At 56.1% G+C, this 21,746-nt stretch carries 14 protein-coding genes; 4 read left to right on the forward strand and 10 right to left on the reverse strand.

Annotation, left to right across the window (positions count from 1 at the left end; genetic code table 11):
- Positions 1-67: 67 nt before the first annotated feature.
- The 4 genes from MJ923_RS01305 to MJ923_RS01320 are packed head-to-tail and all read right to left on the reverse strand — an operon-like array spanning position 68 to position 7,214.
- Positions 68-1,042, reverse strand: coding sequence for a carbohydrate kinase family protein (locus tag MJ923_RS01305; protein ID WP_240589571.1), 975 nt, complete (start codon positions 1,040-1,042; stop codon positions 68-70).
- Positions 1,039-2,280 carry a sugar MFS transporter gene (locus MJ923_RS01310; RefSeq protein ID WP_240589572.1) on the reverse strand — a complete coding sequence of 414 codons (1,242 nt, stop codon included), beginning with the start codon at positions 2,278-2,280 and terminating at the stop codon, positions 1,039-1,041. Before MJ923_RS01310 ends, MJ923_RS01305 begins: the two co-directional genes overlap by 4 nt.
- A gap of 3 nt (positions 2,281-2,283) precedes the next feature.
- The gene (locus MJ923_RS01315) at positions 2,284-4,815 is read right to left on the reverse strand and encodes a GH92 family glycosyl hydrolase (protein ID WP_240589573.1); all 2,532 of its coding nucleotides are present in this window, start codon (positions 4,813-4,815) and stop codon (positions 2,284-2,286) included.
- Positions 4,816-4,859: 44 nt separating this feature from the next.
- Positions 4,860-7,214, reverse strand: a complete 2,355-nt coding sequence (locus MJ923_RS01320) for a GH92 family glycosyl hydrolase (protein WP_420854401.1) — start codon at positions 7,212-7,214, stop codon at positions 4,860-4,862.
- A gap of 159 nt (positions 7,215-7,373) precedes the next feature.
- Here MJ923_RS01320 and MJ923_RS01325 point away from each other — a divergent pair, with 159 nt between their 5' ends.
- Positions 7,374-8,390 carry a LacI family DNA-binding transcriptional regulator gene (locus MJ923_RS01325; protein ID WP_240589574.1) on the forward strand — a complete coding sequence of 339 codons (1,017 nt, stop codon included), beginning with the start codon at positions 7,374-7,376 and terminating at the stop codon, positions 8,388-8,390.
- A gap of 82 nt (positions 8,391-8,472) precedes the next feature.
- On the opposite strand, the gene MJ923_RS01330 is transcribed toward MJ923_RS01325, so the two are convergent.
- The 6 genes from MJ923_RS01330 to MJ923_RS01355 form a co-directional block, all read right to left on the reverse strand.
- Positions 8,473-11,544: an efflux RND transporter permease subunit gene (locus MJ923_RS01330; protein WP_240589575.1), complete on the reverse strand. Its 3,072-nt coding sequence runs from the start codon at positions 11,542-11,544 to the stop codon at positions 8,473-8,475.
- On the reverse strand, positions 11,544-12,629 hold the full coding sequence (locus MJ923_RS01335; RefSeq protein WP_240589576.1) for an efflux RND transporter periplasmic adaptor subunit: 1,086 nt from the start codon (positions 12,627-12,629) through the stop codon (positions 11,544-11,546). The genes MJ923_RS01330 and MJ923_RS01335 overlap by 1 nt, the downstream gene beginning before the upstream one ends.
- A gap of 291 nt (positions 12,630-12,920) precedes the next feature.
- Positions 12,921-14,021, reverse strand: coding sequence for a site-2 protease family protein (locus MJ923_RS01340; RefSeq protein WP_240589577.1), 1,101 nt, complete (start codon positions 14,019-14,021; stop codon positions 12,921-12,923).
- A gap of 96 nt (positions 14,022-14,117) precedes the next feature.
- Positions 14,118-14,447 (reverse strand): DUF4144 domain-containing protein, encoded by a 330-nt coding sequence (locus MJ923_RS01345; protein ID WP_240589578.1) that lies wholly within the window; start codon positions 14,445-14,447, stop codon positions 14,118-14,120.
- Entirely contained in the window at positions 14,447-16,117 is a 1,671-nt protein-coding gene (locus MJ923_RS01350) for a DUF342 domain-containing protein (RefSeq protein ID WP_240589579.1), read from the reverse strand. Before MJ923_RS01350 ends, MJ923_RS01345 begins: the two co-directional genes overlap by 1 nt.
- 247 nt (positions 16,118-16,364) lie before the next feature.
- Positions 16,365-17,393, reverse strand: coding sequence for a class I SAM-dependent methyltransferase (locus MJ923_RS01355; RefSeq protein WP_240589580.1), 1,029 nt, complete (start codon positions 17,391-17,393; stop codon positions 16,365-16,367).
- A 176-nt stretch (positions 17,394-17,569) separates the two neighbouring features.
- Here MJ923_RS01355 and MJ923_RS01360 point away from each other — a divergent pair, with 176 nt between their 5' ends.
- The 3 genes from MJ923_RS01360 to MJ923_RS01370 are packed head-to-tail and all read left to right on the forward strand — an operon-like array spanning position 17,570 to position 21,591.
- Complete coding sequence (locus MJ923_RS01360) at positions 17,570-17,974, forward strand: type 2 periplasmic-binding domain-containing protein (RefSeq protein WP_240589581.1); 405 nt, start codon at positions 17,570-17,572, stop codon at positions 17,972-17,974.
- Positions 17,961-19,112 carry a TonB-dependent receptor gene (locus tag MJ923_RS01365; protein ID WP_240589582.1) on the forward strand — a complete coding sequence of 384 codons (1,152 nt, stop codon included), beginning with the start codon at positions 17,961-17,963 and terminating at the stop codon, positions 19,110-19,112. The genes MJ923_RS01360 and MJ923_RS01365 overlap by 14 nt, the downstream gene beginning before the upstream one ends.
- A gap of 4 nt (positions 19,113-19,116) precedes the next feature.
- Positions 19,117-21,591 carry a putative bifunctional diguanylate cyclase/phosphodiesterase gene (locus tag MJ923_RS01370; RefSeq protein ID WP_240589583.1) on the forward strand — a complete coding sequence of 825 codons (2,475 nt, stop codon included), beginning with the start codon at positions 19,117-19,119 and terminating at the stop codon, positions 21,589-21,591.
- Positions 21,592-21,746 lie beyond the last annotated feature (155 nt).

Genomic DNA, 21,746 nt, shown 5'->3' on the forward strand with positions numbered 1-21,746 from the left:
TTGAAATCAGGCCCCGCCAACAATGTAAGCAGGGCTTGTGGGATCAATCATCGTCAACGATGGCGCCTCAGGCACCACTTTTTGAGGCGTGAAACACCTCTGCCTCGGCGAGCCCCGGCAGTGCCGGGAAGGCGCCTGGGCGGCTTACCGCCAGTGCGCCGCAGCCAATGGCAAAGCCAAGGGCATCTTTGAGGGTTGCTTCTGTTTCGAGCAGGCTATTCAGTCCATCGCGGGCGATGCGATACAAGAGGCCGCCGATAAAACCATCGCCGCCGGCGGTGGTGTCCACAACATCCACTTTGGGCGCAGCTAAGGTGAGGCATTGTTTGCCGAAAAAGGCGCGTACCGGATTGCCGCCATCAGTAACCAGCAGCAACCTGCAGCCGGAATCGAGCAGGGTTTGGATAAAGTCGAGCTGATTGGCGTCTGCCAAATACTCAAGTTCCTCCCTGGCAAACTTGAGTACATGGGCCTTGTGCACCAGGCGCATCACAGTTTCTTTGCAGGCGAGGCTGCCTTGCCATAAGTTGTGGCGCAGGTTCACATCCACGCTCACGTAAAGCCCGGTGGTAATGGCTTTGTCGGCAATCGACAGGGTAGCTTCTGCGCTTTGGGGCGTGGTGAGTGTGTTGCTGCACAGGTGTAAGATGGCGGTGTTTTCAAACCAGCTGTTATCCACTGCGGTGGCATCAAACAGGGTGTCGGCGCCGCCATCACGGTAAAAGCTGAAGCTGCGGTCGCCCTCATCGTTCAAATGCACAAAAGCCAGTGAGGTAGGCGCAGAAACGTGGCGCCCAAGCAGGCTGATATCCACGCCGTAACGGGCCAGCGAATTGGCCAGAAAGTCACCGAATTTATCTTTGCCAACCAATCCGGCAAAACGGGCATGGCCACCGAGCTTGGCCACCGCTACTGCGGCATTGGCCGGGGCGCCGCCGGGGTATTGGCGAAAGCAGGGCAACATCAGGCCATCGTCTTCATCGCTGCCGGTACACAAAAAATCAATTAGGGCTTCACCGAAGCACAGCACCCTTTTACTCATGACACAGTTTCTCCGTGTGGCCGCTGACGGGCAAAAAAGGCATACCAGCAAATATAGAGATAACAAAGTGTTGGTACGATAAAGCTCAATTGAATGCCGACATTGTCGGCCACAAAACCCTGGATAACCGGTAGAATGGCGCCGCCCACGATTGCCTGACACAGGAGACCCGAGCCTCTGCTGGTAAGCTCGCCCAGGCCTTCAATGGCCAGAGTGAAGATGGTGGGGAACATGATGGAGTTGAAAAAGCCCACTGCCAGCACAGCCACCATGGCCATCTCGCCGGTCGAGATGATGGTGAGCATCAACAGCAGGTTGGCAAACACGGCATTGGCCGCCAGCACCATGGCCGGGTTAAAGCGGCGGGTAAGGGCAGCTCCTGCAAAGCGGCCGAGCATGGCGCCGCCCCAGTACCATGCCACCAGATCCGCAGCGCTCTTTTCATCCAAACCGCCAATGCTCGGCTCGGCGAAGTAGTTCACCAAAAAGCTGCCAATCGACACCTCTGCGCCCACATAGAGGAATATCGCCAGCGCGCCCAGCAACAGGCGTTTATGGGTTCGAAGCGAACCGGCGTGGCGATGGTCCACTCCCATATCCGTGTGTTTGACCTTGTCGCCAAGGAAGATAAAGCCCACCGCAATAATGCCTATCACAGCGGCCAGCAGCAGATAGGGCAACTGCACCGCTTCGTGGGTGCCAGCGGCAGCGCCGAAAATCAGCAGGCTGCCAAACAGGGGACCCAGCGTATGGCCGAGGGAGTTCAGTGCCTGGGCCAGATTGAGGCGGCTGGCGGCGGTGCGCTCTGGGCCGAGGCGAGCCACAAACGGATTGGCGGAAACCTGTAAAATGGTAATGCCCGAGGCCAGCACGAACAGCGCCAGCAGGAACAGCTCATATTCCTCCAGGCTGGAGGCCGGGTAAAACAGCAGGCAACCTGTGGCCATGGTGCACAGGCCAAAGATGATACCCCGCAGGTAGCCGATGCGGGCGATGATAAGCCCCGCCAGCGGTGACACCAGAAAGTAGGCGCCAAAGAAGCAGAACTGCACCAGCATCGCCTGGGTGTAGCTGAGCTCGAATATCCCCTTCAGATGCGGGATCAGAATATCGTTCAGCGCCGTGATAAAGCCCCAGATGAAAAACAAACTGGTCATGGCGCCAAACAGCAGTTGCTGATGGCTCTGGGTCGGCAGAGCACTTCCGCTGTGGGATGAGGTGGATGAAACGAAGGCCATGGCTTAGTTTCCTGTCAGTGAAAATGAAGGCGGACGGTCGGTCTTGGCCTGGCCAAAGGCCGGGTTCGGCTTGTCTGAAAGCTTGAATTCCAGGCTGGTTTTTCGCTCTACGTAATCGGCCGGAATAAAGCTTTTCAGGCTGGGATTGCCATTAAGCACTATTTCATCGATATAGAGTCTGTCGTTGCTGGCGCCGGGTGCGCGGATGCTGAGCTTGCCTATCTCGGCGGCTTCAAACACGGGGGCGGCCAGAACCAGTTCGGCGCGGCCCGGCAGCATGGGGTAAAGCCCAAGCGCCGAGAACACATACCAGGATGACATCTGTCCCAAATCGTCCTGCCCAGGAATGCCTTTTGGCGTTGGCAGCCACAGGGTGTTCAGGGTCTCGCGCACCACCTTTTGGGTTTTATAGGCGGCGCCTGTGTGCAAGTACATCCAGGGGCTGTTGATGGACGGCTGGTTGGATACATCGGCAAAGAAGGCATCATCGCGGAACAGCACATAGCTGCCATCTGGCTTGATAAAGTGGCTATCGAGCCGTGCTTCCATTGCGGCATCACCGCCCAGCAGCGCTGACATGCCAGCGCCATCAAAGGGCAGCATCCACAGGTACTGGGCTGGGCTGCCCTCAACAAACAGGTGCGGACTCGCCGGGTCGAAGTCGGCCTTCCAGCTGCCGTCTTTGTTGCGGCCCTGAATGTAGCCAAGCTCGGCGGTGGCCTTGGGGTTGTAGAGGTTTTTCCAGTAGTCTGCGCGCTTAAGCAGCTGTTTGCTCTGGCTCACATGGCCAAGGCTCGCGGAAAGCTGCGACAGGGCGAAGTCGGCGCTTACCTGCTCCAGGGTTTCGCTGGCGCCTTCCCAGCTATTGGATTGGTCGGAAATGTAGTTGAGCGACAACCACTGATCCAGCGAAGGCCGCTGGCCACGGCAGAATACCGGGCAGCCGGTGTTGCCAAGGTCAAACTGAGTCGGCTTGGTGGCGGCCTGGTACAGAGACTGATAAGCCTCGTTGACGGCAAAGTCATCGGCGCCGAAGGCGACAAAGTTGGCGATGGCGATGGTGGACGGGTCGCCGGACATTACCGAGGTCGCGCCCGAGTTGTGGGTCCATCTGTCCCATACGCCGCCATATTGATTGGCTTGATTGAGCATCGACTGGGCCATGTCGGAGGCGATTTTGGGCTCCATCAGGCTGATCAGCTGCAACTGCGAGCGGTATACATCCCAGAGGGAATAGTTGGCGTACTGCGCGGCCTGACCTGCGCTCAGCTTATGCACCTTGCCATCGAAGCCGGTGTACTCGCCGTTAACGTCACTGAACAGATTGGGGTGGTGCAGGGCGTGATACAGCGCGGTGTAAAAGGTGGTGAGCCGGTCTTTGTCGGCCTCTGGGTTGGCTGCAACGGCAACCTTGGCCAGGGTCTTGTTCCAGCGTTGATTGGCCGCCGTTTCTATGGCGGCAAAGTCCTTATGGGCTTGCTCGGCAATCAGGTTTTGACGGGCATTGGCTTCGCTCACGTAAGAGATGCCAACCCGCAGGGTGACTTTTTGCTGCGCTGCGGTATCAAGCTCAAGCCACAGGCCTGAGCCTTTGCCGAGCTCGGGCACGCCCTTGGGGCCGTAGCCGGTGCCACCCTCGCTGTAGCTGGCGCCCGGCAGCATTTTGTCATCTTGCCAGCCGCCGCTGGAGGTTACGGGCACGTCCAGTTTGGCGACAAAGTGCAGGGTGTAATAGCTGTAGCGGTTGGCGTCGCCCAGATAGCCGCAGAAGTTGCCACTGGTGACAGAACCTGTGATTTCGCCGGTTTCGGGATTAAAGCGGGTGCTGGCCTTTTCGCTGCCTAGCTGATTGTAGGCAGTGCGGAACAGAAGCTTGGCATCGGCATTTTTAGGGAAATCAAACTCGGCGATGCCGCTGCGCTCGGAGGCGCTTAAGTTCACGCCCACGCCGTTATCAAGGGTGATGCGGTAGCTGCCGGGGCGCACGCTTTCATTGGCGTGGCTGTAACCCACGCTGTAGTAAGCATCCATCAAATCTGTGTCGGGTGAGTGCTTGATAGGCTCCAAAAACGGCAGCACAGGCACTTCGCCGGAGGCGCCAAGGCAGCCGGTGCCGGACAGCCGGGTAAAGCTGAAGCCCTTGACGCGGGTGGCGTCGTAGTTGTAACCACCCGGCGACACCGGAATGCGTACCTTCTCTTCCAGTACCCGCTTTTTCAAGCCTTCGCTTTCGCTCAGCAGTGCCTCGGTGTAGGCGTGCTCAGGGCCAAAGTTGAACATACCAAAGGGCAGCGAGGCGCCCACGGCCACGTTGGCGGCCTGGCGATGGTTGAATACGCCCTGACTGCCAATCAGAGGGTTAACAAAATCGACCGGCTGAGTCACCCAGTTGGGTGTGTTCGCGACCTGATTTTTGGCCGGATTGTCGCCTTGGTTGCCATGGGTGTCTGAGTCGTTGCTGCCGCAGCCACTGAGCGCGAGGCCGCCCAGCACTGAAGTAACGGCGAGGCCGATGAGGGTACGAGGTGTGTGCATTGTCTGTCCTTTATGTCCTATTTCGCTTTTGACGGTGGACGTTTTTAGTTTTTGTAAGGGCTCATGGCCTTGGGGCGCGCAGTAATCGCCTTGCCCCAGGCTTTGTTCGGTGTGGCTGCCATCTCAAAAACCAGCTCGCCACCGGCCATGATGTCGTTATGGTGCAGGTAACTTTGGCTTAGCGGCTTGCCATTGAGGCTTACGCTGGCGATGTACAGATTGTCCTTGGACAGCCCCTTGGCGATGACCTTAAAGCGCTTGCCGTTACTCAGCTTTAGGGTCACTTCCGGCAGCTGCGGCGCGCCAATGACATAGGTCATGTCTCCCGGCGTCACCGGGTAAAAACCCATGGCGGAAAACAGATACCAGGCCGACATCTGGCCCACATCGTCGTTTCCGGCAAGGCCAGATGGGGTGTCGTTGGACAGGGTATCCATGATCTGACGAATGCGCGCCTGGGTCATCCAGGGGGCACCGGCATGATTGTACAAATAAGCAATATGATGGCTGGGTTCATTGCCGTGGGCGTATTGACCAATCAAACCGGCAATGTCTTCATGCTCTTTAATTTTGTCGGCGTGCAGCGGGCGGGTGAAAAGCTCATCCAAACGCTCGATAAAGGCGCCGTCGCCACCCTTGATGTCGATAAGCCCCGCCACATCGTGGGGTACGTAGAAGCTGTACTGGAAGCTGTTGCCCTCGGTGAAGGGGCCCATGTACTTGGCTTCTTCTACATCAAAGTCTTTATCCCAGTTGCCTTGGCTGTCGCGGCCGCGGGCAAATTGAGTCTCAGGATCAAACACATTACGCCAGCTTTGGGCACGCTTATCGAACGCATCGCGAACGGCAGTCTCGCCCATGCTTTCGGCCATGCGGGCGATGGCAAAGTCATCGTAGGCGTATTCCAGCGTGATGGACACAGACTCTGGCAGCACATCCATGGGCACGTAGCCGTATTTCAGGTACTCAGGAATGGCATCGTAATTGGGGTGGTTGGCGGTGGCCGTCATCGCATCCAGTGCCCGCTTGCCATCGAAGCCGCGAATGCCCTTTTGCCAGGCGTCGCTGATGACCGACACTGCATGGTAGCCAATCATGGTCCAGGTTTCGTGGCCGTGAAACGACCAAATCGGCAGGATGCGGTCATAACTCTGATCATAGTGGGCCAGCATGGAGTTAATCATGTCGGGTACGCGCTCGGGCGACACCAGCGTCAGCAGCGGATGCAGGGCGCGGTAAGTGTCCCACAGTGAAAACAGGGTGTAGTGGGTAAAGTCAGCTTTATGGATTTCACCGTCAACGCCCAGGTACTCGCCATTGACGTCCTGATACAGGCTGGGCGCCTGCAAAGCATGATAAAGCGCAGTGTAAAACTGGCGCTTTTGCGAACGGTCGCCCTTGGCTTCCATCCGTTCAAGCTCGGTTTGCCAAGCGGCCTTGGCATCGCTGCGTATCTTGTCAAAATCCCAGTGGGGCAGCTCGCTGTTTAAGTTTTCCAGCGCATTGCTTTTATCCACGGCCGATACGCCTACCTTGACCAAAAGCGGTGCCTGATGCGGGTTATCGAAGCGGGCCAGCACCTTGACCGCCTTGCCGGCGGTGAAGGGAATACGGCTGTTGACTATGGTGGAGTGTTTGCCATCTTTCTTGTCGAGGCAGCCCATGCAGCGGTAGCGGGCGTTGTCTTCGTTGATAAGCTCAATGTCGTCGAAGGGGCGGGAGAAGCGGATGGCGAAGTACATGGGGCGCTCAGCGGCCCAGCCGTTGCTGCGGCGCGAGGCGATGAGGGTATTGTCGTCCACCACCCGCACATCACTCCAAATCACCTTGTTGGCAAAGTTGTAGATGCCGTGGGTCAGGTCAATCAGCACATGACCCTGGTCGGTCTCGGGGAAACTGTACCTGTGCATGCCGGTGCGGGCGGTGGTGGTAAGCTCTGCATCGATTTGATAATCGGTGAGTTTTACTCTGTAGTAGCCGGGGGAGGCTTCTTCATCCTCATGGCTGAAGCGGGAGCGGTAGCCGCTGTCAGGGTCGGCCGCGGTGCCTGGTTCGGTTTTGGGCGTGCCGGTCATTGGCATGATGAGCAAATCGCCCAGATCCGAGTGGCCGGTGCCGCTGAAGTGGGTGTGGGAGAAACCCATTATGGTGCTGTCGTCATAGTGGTAACCGGCGCAGCGTTTGTAGATTTCACTTTGGGGCGAGACGCCGCGCATCGGGTTGTCGGTGTCGGGGCTTAACTGCACCATGCCGAAGGGCACCACGGCGCCGGGAAAGGTATGGCCATCACCGCCGGTGCCAATAAAGGGGTCGACCCACTGGGTCAGATCCCCGGCCTGCACCTGAAGGCTGCCCAGCATTACGCCGGTCAGCAGCGACCATTTTGTTAACATTCCCATCCGCAGGGCTCCTTGCTGTTTTCTTTTTTAGGCAATGGGTTAGTATGTATAAAACACATTTGGAACGTTCCAATTTGTGTTAATATAAATTTTGACTGGTTATAATTCAATCCTTTTTCACGCTCAGGCGACTCTTCAGACCAGACTCAGGGAACTGGCATGCAGGCAAAACACACAAGAAAAAATGTCACTGTAATTGATGTGGCCAAGGCGGCGGGCGTCTCCAAATCCACGGTATCTCTGGTGCTGCAGGGCAGTGACAAGGTCAACCCCACCACCCGTGACAAGGTGCAGGCGGCCATGGCTGAACTTGGCTATGTGTACAACCGTGAGGCGGCATCGCTTCGGGGTAAACGTTCCAATCTGGTGGCGATAGTCATCAACGACCTGACCAACCCCTACTCAGCGCAGCTGGCGGTGGGGCTCGAGGCCAATATTCGCCGGATGGGGCTGTTTTCCATGTTGGTGAACTCGGGTGAAGACAAAGATACCCAAAGCCAATTGGTGCAAAGCCTCAAAGAATACAATGTGGCGGCCTTCGTGATTTGTCCTGCGCCCGGCACAGAGGCAGGCTGGGTGGATAGGCTGGCCGCCGCAGTGCCGGTTATCCATATCATGCGGGAAGTGTCGGGGGCGAGCGTGCCCACAGTGCTGCCCGATAACCATGCCGGCACCCTGGCGTCGACCCGTCATCTGCTGAGCCAGGGTTATACCCGTATCGGCTTTTTTGGCGGCAATCAGCATATTTCAGACTACGGAGAGCGTTTGGCGGGCTTTAAGGCCGCGCTTGCAGAAGCCGGACTTGAACCTGCAGGAGTGTGGGAGACAGCACTGACCAATCGTCATGGCGGCCGCCTTGCCATGGCTGAGCTGCTCGCATCATCACAGCGCCCCGAGGCGTTGGTGTGCTTTACCGATATTGTCGCCTACGGCGCCATTGAGCAGCTGCGCCAGCAGGGGCTTAAGCCCGGTGAGGATATGGCCATTGTCGGCTTTGACGATTTGGACGACTCGAAACTGATGACGCCTGCCCTGAGCAGCATCGCCATCGATGCCGATGCCATAGGCGCCGCCGTGTGCAGCGTGCTGGACAATATCCGCCACGGCCAGCAGGTGCCCGGGTTGCAGCGGCTGCCGGTGGCGCTGAATGTGCGCGGCTCAAGCCCGAAAAAGTAACTGAGCTGGCCGGGGCTTAAATCCAAGTGCCCCGGTCAGTCGTTTATCCACGCTAAAAAGCGCCTGCGTAAGACATTCGCTGCTAAATTTTGCCTCGCAGTTTAGCGAGCACGTCTTTTTGCTTCAGTTCGCTCATTGCAAGGTATGCCACCGGCACCACAAACAGCGAAAAGAAGGTGCCCATCAGCAGGCCGCCCACCAACACCAGGCCGATATTGACCCGTCCAAGCGAGCCCGGCCCCGACGCGATTGCCAGCGGGATCGCACTCAGGATCATTGCCAGCGATGTCATCAGAATCGGCCTTAGCCGCGAACGGGCGCTGGCAATGGCGGCCTCTCTGGCACTCTTGCCCGCCAAACGCTGCTTGTTGGCAAACTCCACCAACAGAATACCGTGCTTGGTCACCAGCCCCACCAGTGTCAGCAAGCCTATCTGCGAGTAGATATTCATGCTCTGGCCGAACAGGCTTAAGGTAAGCAGGGCGCCCACCAGGCACAGGGGGACCGTCAGCAGGATGATCAGGGGATCGACAAAGCTTTCAAACTGCGCCGCCAGAATGAGGTAGATAAACACCAGCGCCAGCAGGAACAGCGACTGAGTACCCGCCTGGGCGTTCATCAGCTCTTTGATAATGCCGTTGTAAGCGTAACTTTGCGATGGGGCCAGTACGCTTGGCAGCTGCTCATCAAGCCATTGCTTCACTTCATCCGGAGAATAGCCCGGCATTAAACTGGCGCTGATAAGGGCGCTGTCGCGGCCCATAAAGGTCTTGATATTGGACTCGGCCGTTGCCGGTTTGATGGTGACAAACTGCGACAGCGGCAGTGCCTGCTTGGATTCAGTAATCACATACAGCTTTTCCAATACGTGGAAATCGCCGAGCATTTTCCGGTTCACCTGAACCTGAATGGGGTAGGTAAACCCATCCTGCGCATGCAAATCGGCCGCCTTTACCGAACCAAGAAACGTCGATAGCGCGTCTGTTACATCGGCATAGCTGGCACCGGAGAGGATGACGGCATTGCGGTCGATGGACAGGTCGAAGCGAATTTTATCCCGCACTGTGGAGTTGTTGACGTTGGTCAGCCCCGGGTAGCGCTCCAGCAGGGTAACAACCTTGGCAGCTGTGGCGTCCAGGGCCTCTTTATCGCGATTCAATGTGGTCAGCTGCAATTGCAGATTGGTGGGAATATTCAATCCATCGGCGGCGCGAACATTGAACGACATGTTATAGGCGGGAAGCTGCTGCGCTTTGGTTATCAGTTGGTCTATGACGTCGGCGGCGGTGTCACTGCGTTCATCCCAGGGCTTCAACAGCACATGGTTGGTAGGACTGCCCTCGATGTAAGACAGATTGGCCGCCACATTGGCATTGCCATCCATCAGCGCATTCAACTCATCTCTGTGGTTAAGGTGGTACTCGCGGCCAACCCCGGTGGGGCCTTTGGGGACGGCCTCAATAAAGCCGGTGTCTTCGGCGGGCAACAACACCTTGGGCATGGCCCAATAGAGCAGGGCGCCCACAGATACCAGCAGCAGGGCTATGCCCGCCATCAGACGTTTGCGCTCAAACCACTTTTCCAGCTCGCCGGCATAGAGACGTATCAGCCGCTCCTGAGTCTGCTCTACCTTTTGGAACCAGTCGGGATGTGCTTCTGCCGGTTTGATCAGGTAGGCGCTCATCATAGGTGACAGTGTGAGCGCTACAATGCCGGAGATAAGCACCGCGGCTGCCAGGGTGAAGGAGAACTGACGGAACAGATCGGCGGTGAGGCCTGACATCAACCCAATTGGCAGGTAGACGGCGGCAAGCGTCAGGGTCATGACTATGATTGGAAAGATAATTTCCTGGCAGCCCTTAATGGCGGCATTAAAGGGCGTTTCGCCTTTTTCGATGTGACGATAGCAGTTTTCCACCACCACAATGGCATCATCCACCACCAGACCGATAGCCAGAATGATGGCCAGAATAGTGAGCACGTTAATGCTGAACCCCAGCCAGGCCATAACGGCAAACACCCCAATCACACACACGGGAATGGTGACAATCGGGATCGAGGCCGCCCGCAGCGAGCCAAGAAACAGCCACACTACCAGTGACACCAGCACCACGGCCTCCACCAGTGCCGAAAAGCCTTCATCAATCGCTGTTTCGATAAAGTTGGCCTGGTTGTAAACCATCTCCATTTTGAGATCCTTGGGCAGATCCTGTTGGATCTTTTCCACTTCGGCCTTAATGGTTCGGGCCACAGCAACCGGGTTGGCGTTGGCCAGCGGCAGGATCTGCAACGACATCCCCGGATGGCCATTGATGCTCAGCAGACTTGGCCGCAGGTAACGCTCGCCCATCACCACCTCTGCCACGTCCTTGATGCGGATTATGTTGCCGTTGTCGACCCGGATAACCAGATCGCGGATATCATCGATATTTTTCACCTGACTTAAGGGGTTAATCGAAATATCCCGGGATTTGCCAACTATGGTGCCCGAGGTGAAAGCGCTGTTGTAAGCGCGCAGTGTCTGCACTACCTGCGCGGTGGTGATATTCAGCGCCTTCATTTGCGCCGGGTTGAGCCAAACCCGTGCCGCCTGAGGTGAGCCCCCATAGGGCCCCCATACGCCGCCAACACCTTGCAGATTCTTGAATCTGGGCACAATTTGCTGGCGAATGTAATTTGCCAGCGCCTGTTTGTCGGTATTGCCAAGGCTGATAAAGCTGATGATATTGCTGGTGGCGTTCTTGGCTGAGGTGTCGTCGGTCACCCTGGGCCTGTCGGTCATGCTCTGGGGGAAGTCTTCAATGGCTTCCACGCTGGAGCGCAACTTGTTCATTAAATTGGTGTATTCGACATCATCGACATCGTCATTGAACTTAATCGACAGGGTGCAGCTAGCCTCGCGGCAATCGGTGCTGGTGGTGTTGACCTTATCGAGGCTTGAGGCCACATCGATAAGCTTGTTGGCTACGTTTTCCGACATAAACTCGGCGCTGGCGCCATCTATGCTGGCGTGCACCGAGCCCGAATGGGTCTTGTAATCGGGAAAGTAGCGAATCGGCAGCTTATCGAATGAAACCAGCCCGAGCAGTATCATCATGATACTGATCACTGTGGCAAATATAGGGTGACGAATACAAATTTCCGGCAGACGCATCAGTGCTTCTCCTGTGTGTCGGCGGGTTTGTCTGGCACTAACCTGACCCTGGCATTCTCGGTAAGGTTCTGAATGCCGGTTTTCACCACCATATCAGAGGCCTGCAGGCCAGCCGTAACCACAACATCACCATCGTTGGTGTTATTTCCCAGGGTGACATTGCGCTTTTTCACCCTATCGCCGCTGACCACCCAAACAAAGCGCTCCTTGTCTTTGGCGACCACGGAATTTTGCGGCACCAACAGGCGTTCGATGTTTTCGCGAAAGATTTGTTTGACGCTGGCGAACATGCCGGGGGCGAGGGCGTAGTCCGGATTCGACAGCGACGCATGCACAGCTACCCGGCCGGAGCTTTCATCCACCACGGGCGCGACATAGGTGACGATGCCTTCGAAGCTACGGTCTTTGTAGGTCTCGACCTTGACCTGTACCTTTTGCCCGCTGGCGGCCTTACCAAAATCCTCCTGACCCAGGGCGTAGCGGATTTCCACCGAGTCCACCCGGTAGAGGGTGACCAGAGGATCGGCTTCCTTAAGCCGGGCGCCGATGGAAGGTTTAAAGGAGCTCAGCTGGCCGTCGAAGGGGGCGCGAAGATAGTAATCATTGAGCTCGGCGGCCTTGAGTTTGAACTCGGCATTGGCTAGATTCACCGCCTCTTCCAGCTCGTCGGCATCCTGTTTGGAGAGCGAGCCAGGCTCTTTGGCCAGCAGCTCGCGGGTGCGCACCAGTTTGGATTTGGCCAGTGCCAGATTGCTGCGGGCCATGTCCAGCTCCGCCCTGGCCTTGGTGCTGTCGAGCTCGGCAATTAACTCTCCTTGCTGGACCTTGTCACCGTCGTTAAAGTAAACCGCAACCAGCCTTGCGCTGCCGCTTAGGCTAAAGCCGAGCTCCACCGAATCGATGGCGGAAATCTTGCCGACTTCGTTGCTGACATCGCGAAAGGATGCTTTTTTCACCGGCTGGGCGGTGACCGGAATGGCGTCGGTTGCCGGGGGCTCTTCTGCCGAAACAGGCAACACAGTCAGGATGAAAAGGATAGATACAGCGAAGCCGAAACCAGCTCGGCGCAGCCTTGATCTGTTCATAAAAGTACGCTCCCTGCCTGAACAACTTATAAGCAATGAGGGTACCGAAAAATGCCAGCGGCAAGGCCGAACATGCCCATATTGAATGGGTTTTGGGCCGTTCAGTGATCAAGATCCACTTTTAATTATTGGGTTGTTATTTCGATGATGCAGCTCTGTTGCTCGTGGGTTTCTGGGCTGTTGCCATGAAGCAGCGAGGGGTTTGCGCTTCATGTGCAGCCTCAGCAGCTGCAGCTTGCCATCAGGCACAAAAAAGGGCGCCTTGGCGCCCTTTGTTTTGTCAGTTTTGTGTCAGCTTTGCAGAATTTGCAGTGGCAGCCCCAGCAGGCCATCGCCCATACCGGCAAAGTACCAGATGATGGCGACAAAGGCACCGAGGGTCAGCAGGTACCACACGGCAGAGAAGATTTGGCCGTAACGGTCGAGGGGGATCAGGTGGCTGTGATGACGACCACGCCACTCGAACAGGATCTCGGCGCTGCCAATCAGCAGCAAAAAGCCCAGCAGTGCCAGCCCCAGGCTGTAGCTGAGCCACACCCCAAACACGGCGCCGAGCACACAGATCAGTAGCCCTGTTTTGCTGTTCATTGAAAAGCTGATGCTTTTAATCACATGACCGCCGTCCAGTGGCAGAATCGGCAGCAGGTTAAACAGGTTCAGCAGTGAGTTGAAGGCAGCGAGACCGGCAAAAAATGGGTTGTCGGTCAGCCACCAACCTACCAGACAGGCGAGCGACATAAACAGCCCAAAGGTGGGTCCCATGATGGAAATCACCACATCCTGCCAGCGGGTGTTTATTTTGTCTTCCGACAGCGCCAGACCGCCCATAAAGGGGATAAGGTAAAAGCCTTTGGTTTTCATGCCGAAGTACTTCATGGCCCGCACGTGGCCGTATTCATGCACCACCAGACAGGCGATAAGCGCCAGGGCAAACTGGAATGAAAACAGCCAGCTGTATGCGGCAAGGCTGGCACCCGCGAGCACTGCCTTGATGACTTTGGCACTTTTGAGCAGTTTAAAGCCCAGCGACGCCAAACCCACCAGACTCAGTTTTTGGGTATTCTGCCGTGGCAGCTCAGGCTCCTGCCGCTCCATGTCTTTTTCGTTGCGGCTGCCTTCGGCGAGAATTTGATCTTCAACCAGCAGCCGATAATCCAGCTTAAAGGGTTGCCAAATCAGGTCGGTTTCCAGCCTTACCGCAATCTTTTGCGGCTCGTCCTGTTCGGCCGTTTGGGTTTGCAGATTAAATTCGTGTACCCGCAGGCCCTGATTATCGACCCCCGCGACTTTTTGCGACACCAGCTGGTTGTCCCAGTAGAGCTCCTGCCATCCGGCGAGTGAGCCCTCCAGTCGTAAGGTTTTCCCAAGACACTGAACCCTGAGCAATTCCAAAATGCACCTCGTTTCCCTGCTCTGAACATGCGCCGGGCCGGAAAATGGCCGTACGCAACAAATTGGCCAGCATCATAACGGGAAACGGGGCGTTTTTCAGCTGTCTAATGCGCTGATGAGTTCAATGGCATCAGCCAGTGAATTCAACTGCAATTTGGCCAGGCAGCAGTGCCCCTGGGTTGCCAGATGGGCGCGCAGCAGTTGCGTCAGCTCAGCGCTAGAGATAGCGCCGTCCGCCAGCAGACTATGGTCGCCTGTGAGCGTAAAGCGCGTGAGGGTAGCATCAATCAGCATATCGCCCGGGCACAGCAGGTGGCGGCATTCCAACTGATACTTTTGCCAGTCGGCTTGTAGAGGCAATGGCAGAAGTTCGTCACAGCCCTGCTGCTGGAGCAGGGCTGGCCACTGTGGCTGAGGAATTGGCATCAGGCTTTGACGCTGTAGTCGAAGTTTACTTCCTGGCCCTGATTGGTAACTATGCAGGTGCCGTGTTCACGTTGGGTGCGGTTAAATGCCTGACCTATATGAATTTCGACGTTGGCGAAGATGTGTTTCAGCACTTCAATGCGGTAGTTGTTGTAGTAGTTGTCTACTTCCTGCCTTACCGCGTCGTGCTCGAGCTCTTCGCGGGTGCGTTCTTCCGCCATGCGCTTTTTCTCTTCCATCATCATCTTCACCTGCTCGTACATCACAGGGTCGTCCTGCCATTCACTCTTGGGCGGCAGTTTGCGGATGCGGGCATCGATATCGAGGCAGGCCACCACCATGGATTTCACGCTTTCATCGAGGGCTTTAAGGTCGGATTTCAGCTGGCCAAGATCCATGGCGCAGAAGACTTCGGTTTTGGTACCGGCGGTGGCACCAATCACCACGGCCCGCACGCCCTTGGCTGCATGGGCCTGACCGCCAACCAAATCGCCGCGGCGGCCGTTGTTGTCGCTCACAATCAGTTTGCTGCGGGTTTGGCTGTGGCTGTGCAGTAGCTGTTTGGTCACCTGAATATCGCCGTCGGCAATCAGATCGGAATACTGCACGAACTGGGCGGCAATTTGCCCCTTGGCCTTGAGCACTGTGGAATGTTTGCCTTCGGCGAGCTGACGGCCAATAACCCCTTTGCTGACAATGATATCGCCTTCGGCTTCAAGCTGGGCTGAGTCGACAAAGCCCATCACGGTAATGTCACCGCTGGCCCGAACCTGCATGCCTTCGTGCACATCGCCGGTAATCAGCACCGAGCCTTTAAAGTTTACATGGCCGTATTTCACGTCCACTTCTTTGATTTGCAGCACATCGTCAACCTGCATGCCGGTGCGGGTTTCCACCGGTTGGCCGGCCACAGTGGCAATCAACTTGTTGGGATCTTTGGGTGAAATCGCCGTACCTTCGCCGGGCACCAACGCCACATCTTTGCCGGGTTTGGGCTGCAATACTTCGCCCTTGACGGTAAAACCTGCGCTGCCTTCGGTAGCGGGGATTTTAACCATCAGTGCATCGTTGGGCTTAACCGTGATAACTGAGCCGAGGTTACGCATATCGACTGTGCCGTCTTCCCGCTCCTGGGGTTGCAGCAAACGTTCACGGGCCAGTGCCACCTTGCGCTCCAGAATAGCGTTTTCGCCGTTAACGGCCGGTTTGCCGATAGCAATCACCTGTTGGCAGCTGGCGCCGGGTTCGAGCAGCGGGATTTGTTTCAGCAACTGCTCAATGCGCACCTTGCTGAGCCCCATAGACACCCCTTCGGATTTGAGGGCCATGAGTACATCGGGGAGGGAAATCTGTTTGCCACCGAACGCAGCGGTAATGACCATTTCGGCCTGCATTCTGTCGGGGCTGATTTTTATTTCAACTTTGCCGTCACGTTTTTCGGCAATGGCAAAAAACTGCTCAAATTTTCCGTCGTCCTGACCGCAGAGTTTATTGATGCTGATAACGGCTTTTTGAATGACAGGATCGAGGGGGTACAAATCGTCAAATCCCGGCAGTGACAGTAACTCCCGCAGATCGGTTTCGGTGACGGGGCCGTGCTCGGCGGGAATTAATCGAAGTTCCGCCTTGGTGCCATCCGAGCTCAGCTCAAGCAGTTCTGGAGCCAACATAAGTGTATACCCGTTTATCTGTAGTTATTTTTCTTCGGTTTAAGTCACAACTAACCCTAAAAAACTTATTCCCGGTAGGGGGTTAGTAAGGTATCAAGCCTTCGGAGTATAACAAGATAAACTTTCGCCAAAAAAGTGTGCAGCGACTAATTTGTGCACTGGTTTTCAGTTTAGTTATTTTTCTTAAAACTGACCAGCTTGGGATATTTGGCGACTAATTTTGCATCAATGCTGCTTGCTGGTGGTATCAACTGTTTTTGTTGTAATACACCTTGTATTTGTTGTTTTCTGCCTGGGTGTGTACCTTGCCGAAAACCTTGGCAATGGTGTCGGAATAGGGCAGGTGGCGGTTGGCGACAATACACCAGTCGCCATGGGGCTTAAGCTGGGCCTTGCTGTCGGCTACAAAGCGGGTGGCGATATCTGTAGTGCTGCTCAGGCCGTCGTGAAATGGCGGATTGGAGATCACCGCATCGAACTGACCATCAACCTGCGCCAGTCCATCAGAGGCATACACTCTGGCATTCATGCCGTTGGCCTTAAGTGATAACTCGCAGGACAACAGCGCCATAGCGTTGATGTCGACGCAATCCAGTTGCAGCGCCGGGTTGGCTTTCAGCAGCGCAATGGCAATCACGCCGGCGCCGCAGCCGAAATCCAGCACCCGGCCCGACAAGGCGGGCAGATTATCCAGCAGCAGCGCTGTGCCTTCGTCGAGCCGTTTATCGGAAAATACCCCAACCATATTGCAGATGGTGACATCGCCGCCGGGCAGGCTCAGCTGATATTGGCTGACAAAATCATCGACCTTCGGCTTCGTCGCTTCGCCCAGCAGCACCGCGGTGTACAGCAGGCAATGGCGGGCATTGTCCCGTTTCACCGGCTTGGAAAAGTGCGCGCCAGTGAGCTTGTCTACCGATTTGATCCCGCCCTTGTTTTCGCCCACAACCAGCAGCAGGCCTTCCGGTGCCAGATGCCAGGCCGCCAGGGCAAACAGGTAGGGCGCCAGCGCCTTGGCCTTGGGGAAATACACTACCACGGCATCGAACTTGTCATCGGTTTGCAGCTCATGGCCAAAGTGCAGCTTAAGCTTGCTATTTGTGGCTGCGTTCTGATGCAGGAAGTGATTGAAATCCAGCGCAAGTCCGCTGACTTCCGGGCAATGTTCCAGCAGCGTTTTACAGAGTGTATCTGACTCAAAATTGACTACGAGCACCCGTTGGTTTTCGAGTAACTCACTGTTTCTGATGAGAAGTTGCGAAGGATTGGTAAGCAAGGCCGGGTCTTGAGCTGAGAATTTGTCGCAATTATACCCCATGCCCCTTGATGCATCAGCCAATTTTACTGTGCAGCGCCTCGATTCCTTGCCTAAGCTTTAGCTAAGGCTAACCGCCTGATGGAAGGTGCTGCGGCCACAAGCCTGCAACGCAAGCAAACTTACGGAGAGTTTTGATGCGCCGTTATATGACATGGATGTGGCTGATGATGATAAGTCTTGGTGTGGACGCCAAGATCATTGCCCACGAACAAGTCGAGACCGAGGCGCTGACCGTATCTGATTTAAGGCTCATATTTTCCCGGCAGCGTCTGTTTTGGCCTGATGGAACCCCCATCAGGGTATTCGTGCTTCCCCCCGACTCCGAACTGCACAAACGTTTTTGCACCGATGCGTTGGAAGTGCTGCCCTATGTGCTGCAACGGAACTGGGATCGACTGGTTTACTCCGGCACCGCTGACCGCCCCGAGATAGTCAGTACGCTGGCGGAAATGCGGGTGAAGGTGGAACAAACAGAAGGGGCAATTGGATATCTTCCGGATGAAATCACTGCACAGGATGATGCGCATGAAAAGCAATAACGGCCTGTTGTGCTTGCTGCTGTTGGGGCCGGGTGTCTCCTGCGCGCAGGAGTGGCAGTTTAATGGCTTTATCAGCCAGGGGCTGGTGGCAGTGGATGGCAGTGAGTTTTTTACCGGCAAGGATGATACCAGCCTGGAATTAACAGAAGCAACCCTGATGGCCTCCTGGCGGCCCTGGGAAAACCTGCGCTTTGCCGGTGCCCTCAGTTATCGCCAGCGCGGCACCCTGATTGACGAACATCTGCAAGCCGATTACCTGTTTTTGGAATACTTAAGCCCCATTGAGTCGGGCTTTTTGGGGATGCGTCTTGGGCGGGTGAAAAATGAAGTGGGCTTTTTCTCCAGCACCCGTGACGTGCCTTTTTCCCGCCCGGGCATTTTGCTGCCGCAATCCATTTATGCCGATTACTATCGTGACACCCAGCTGCATATCAATGGCGGTGAAATTCTGGGGCGCCATCATCTGGCCGGTGGAGAACTTGCCTGGCACCTCACCGGCGGGGTGCTCAATATCACCGATGACTTAACCCGCAATACTGTTGGCACTCTCGACTTCGGCACCCTGGATTCCGACTACTTTTATTCAATCGACCTGGACTACAGCACCGACTCGCTGCGCCTTGGCGCCAATGTGTATCAAACCTTAATGACCTACGACGGCGGCTTGCCGGGGGCCTTTGCCGAGCTTGAACTGCTGACCTGGGTGTTGTCGGCGCAGTACCGGGTGGGCACGCTGGAGCTGACCTCGGAGTTCAGTCAGGGGGAGCGCACCCTGCGGGGAACACCACTGGCTGGTTGGCAGCAAGAGCAGCCATACCGGGGTTATTATGTGGATGCCCGTTATGGGTTGAGTGACACCCTGGATATCTTTGTTCGTTATGACTATTCGGTTGAAAACCTTGATGATCCCGACGGCAAACTCTTGGCTGAGGCCGGGATCCCGGCCTACTTTGGCTATGCCCGTGACTGGACCCTGGGCGGCCGCTGGCGTTTTGCTGACAACTGGCAGCTCAGCGCTGAATATCATTGGGTCGAGGGCGCCTCCTGGGTGCCGCCCATTCTGAACAAGGACCCAATGACCCAGGACGAACACTGGTCAGTGCTGGCCCTTGAAGTGTCTTACCGAATGCAGTGGTGAATCTATGACGAAAGTTTCCCCCGGCAGTTGGTTTTTGAGTCTCAGATGGAAGGTACTGATCACCGTATTCTTCCTGATGACTGTGCTGACTTTGGTGCTCGGCAACTTCGCTTATCGCGAGCTTGGGCGTCAGCAGGGCTTTTTGCTGGAGTCACAGCAGCACACATTGCAACAAAACCTGAGCCATGCTGTGTCGCAGGCGGTGGACGTGGCTGTGTCCAGCGCCCATCAGGTGTTGCTGCTGGCGGGGTCGCGGGTGTTTGAGCCCAAGCTCAGCCACAGCGAATTTGAAGCGCTTTGGGGCGAGGTGCAGCTGGCCTGGGGATTGGATGCCTTCGGCCGCATAGCCCAAAACAGTCACAGTGGTTTTTACCTTGGGCGCCTGCCCGGTGATGATGAATACAAATGGTTTCAGCGCTGGAGCCGTGCCAGTGTGCCCATCTGGCGTATTCATTGTGTTGAGCGTTGTTTGCTGCAAGTGCAGGTGCCAGTGCTGAAACACAAGGTTGCCCATCGCTTCTATCTTGAAATGGAACTCACTTCGCTGCTAACCAGTTTTCGCTCCCAGGATGAGTTTGAGCTGGCGGTGCTGAGTGGCCGTGAAGATTCAGCTAATGCCGACCTCTTCTGGGGCCGCAAGCTATTCAATATCAGCAACCGCCAAACCAGTTTGCCGTTGCTTGAAGAGGCCCGCGCCAGCTTGTCCTGGCAGGATGTTACCGCCAAGCAGCGTTTGTACCGGTTACACGGCGAACCCTATGCCCTGTGGTACTTCTCGTTGGATGCCAGTGATGATGGTCCCGGCATAGTGGTGCTGTGGCAGCTTGATGAATGGCATCAGCTGTTAAAAGCCTTCCAGCAGAACATTCTTGGGCTGCTGCTGATTGCCTTACTGCTGACCGGCGCCTTGATGGCGCTGGTGGCCTGGTCTCCGATACGGCGGCTTGAGGGCCAAACCCGAATGTTGCCGCTGATCGCTGAGCGCCGTTTCGATGAGGTGCGCACTTCGCTGAAACCCAGAACTGCACTGTTTCTCGATGAAGTAGACATGATGGGCAGCTCCATGTTGGAGCTGGCCGACCGGCAGCAAAGCCTGGAGCAGGATGTCGATGCATACACCCGCGAGCTTGAGCGGATGGCCATGCTGGATGTGCTCACCGGCTTGCCCAACAAGGCCATGCTAATTCACGAACTCAACAAGGCCATAGCCTGTGTGGGGCGGGTACACGACCGAATTGCCCTGCTGTTTTTGGATCTCGATGCATTTAAGCGGATTAACGACGCGCTGGGGCATAACGAAGGAGATGAGCTGCTGAAAATTATCGCCTCGCGGCTCAATAACAGCGTGCGCAGCATGGACACAGTGTTCCGCCAGGGTGGCGATGAGTTTTTGATCCTGCTGCGCGGTATCCGTGACGAGCAGGACATTCGGCGGGTGATCCATAAGATTTTTGCCGCCTTGCAGCAACCCGTGGTGCTTGGCAATCACAAGTTGATTGTCACCACCAGTATTGGGGTCGCCATGTGCGACTCGCCGTCGGTGAATGCCGAAGAGCTTATCAAGTATGCCGATCTGGCCATGTATCAGGCGAAGGATGCCGGTCGCTCCAATTTCCGGGTGTTTACCGAAGACATGCTGCACCACGCCAACAACCGCCTGATGGTGGAGCAGGATATCAACAGTGCCATTGCCGAGCGCGAATTATCGCTGTTCCTGCAGCCGATTGTTGGGCTTAAAGATGGTCATATCAAAGGCTTCGAGGCCTTGGTGCGCTGGTTCCACCCAAGCCGGGGCCTGATCATGCCCGGCAACTTTATCCCGCACATTGAAGAGAGCGACGCCATCATCAAGCTGGGTAACTATGTGCTGGCCGAGGCGGTGGAAATACTCAAACGCTTCAGGCTGTTGGGCTGGGATGATATCTACATCGCCGTTAACCTGTCGGCGCGCCACTACCTGACGCCAGGCCTAAGTGACTACATCAAAAAACTTCTGAGCAGCAGCATGGTGCCGCCACAAAGCCTGCTGCTGGAAGTGACCGAAGAGAGCGTTATCGAACAGGTCGACAAGGCGATGGAGGTCATGCGAGAGCTTAAGCTGCTTGGAGTGCGCATCGCCATTGACGACTTTGGCACCGGGTATTCGTCACTCAGCTACCTCAAACAGTTGCCCTTTGACGTGCTGAAAATTGACCGCTGCTTTACCGCAGGCGTGCTGGAGAATGGCGCCGACACTCACATTGTGACTACTGTGATTGATTTGGCGCACCACCTTGGCAGAACCGTGGTAGCGGAAGGGATTGAAACTGAGTTGCAGTGCGAGTTCTTGGAGGCGGCGGGCTGCGAGCTGGCGCAGGGGTATCTATACTCCAAACCCATCACTGAAGAGAAAACCCTGGAAGTGCTGGAATCGATTGCCATTACCCGGCGTTGGCCCAAAGGCGCCGATCACGTGCCCCTGGGCCAAAAGGCGGGTTAGAGGTCAAAGATCAATGATCAACGGCCTGCTTGGCTTCAGTACTGGCCTCAGCATTGGCAGCTGTATCCGTGGCTGGTTTTGTCGCTGATTGCGCCGCTCCCGTCGCTGTTGGAGACACCTCTGATGCCGCCACGTTTTGTACATCCATCGCAGGC

This window comes from Shewanella zhuhaiensis, assembly GCF_022484835.1.
GTDB classification, from domain to species: domain Bacteria; phylum Pseudomonadota; class Gammaproteobacteria; order Enterobacterales; family Shewanellaceae; genus Shewanella; species Shewanella khirikhana.

Coding starts and splice junctions, on each gene's coding strand:
- MJ923_RS01370 (WP_240589583.1), top strand. CDS start 19,117: ATGACGAAAGTTTCCCCCGGCAGTTGGTTTTTGAGTCTCAGATGGAAG.
- MJ923_RS01335 (WP_240589576.1), bottom strand. CDS start 12,629: ATGAACAGATCAAGGCTGCGCCGAGCTGGTTTCGGCTTCGCTGTATCT.
- MJ923_RS01325 (WP_240589574.1), top strand. CDS start 7,374: ATGCAGGCAAAACACACAAGAAAAAATGTCACTGTAATTGATGTGGCC.
- MJ923_RS01315 (WP_240589573.1), bottom strand. CDS start 4,815: ATGCACACACCTCGTACCCTCATCGGCCTCGCCGTTACTTCAGTGCTG.
- MJ923_RS01360 (WP_240589581.1), top strand. CDS start 17,570: ATGCGCCGTTATATGACATGGATGTGGCTGATGATGATAAGTCTTGGT.
- MJ923_RS01305 (WP_240589571.1), bottom strand. CDS start 1,042: ATGAGTAAAAGGGTGCTGTGCTTCGGTGAAGCCCTAATTGATTTTTTG.
- MJ923_RS01365 (WP_240589582.1), top strand. CDS start 17,961: ATGAAAAGCAATAACGGCCTGTTGTGCTTGCTGCTGTTGGGGCCGGGT.
- MJ923_RS01330 (WP_240589575.1), bottom strand. CDS start 11,544: ATGCGTCTGCCGGAAATTTGTATTCGTCACCCTATATTTGCCACAGTG.
- MJ923_RS01320 (WP_420854401.1), bottom strand. CDS start 7,214: ATGGGAATGTTAACAAAATGGTCGCTGCTGACCGGCGTAATGCTGGGC.
- MJ923_RS01345 (WP_240589578.1), bottom strand. CDS start 14,447: ATGCCAATTCCTCAGCCACAGTGGCCAGCCCTGCTCCAGCAGCAGGGC.
- MJ923_RS01310 (WP_240589572.1), bottom strand. CDS start 2,280: ATGGCCTTCGTTTCATCCACCTCATCCCACAGCGGAAGTGCTCTGCCG.
- MJ923_RS01350 (WP_240589579.1), bottom strand. CDS start 16,117: ATGTTGGCTCCAGAACTGCTTGAGCTGAGCTCGGATGGCACCAAGGCG.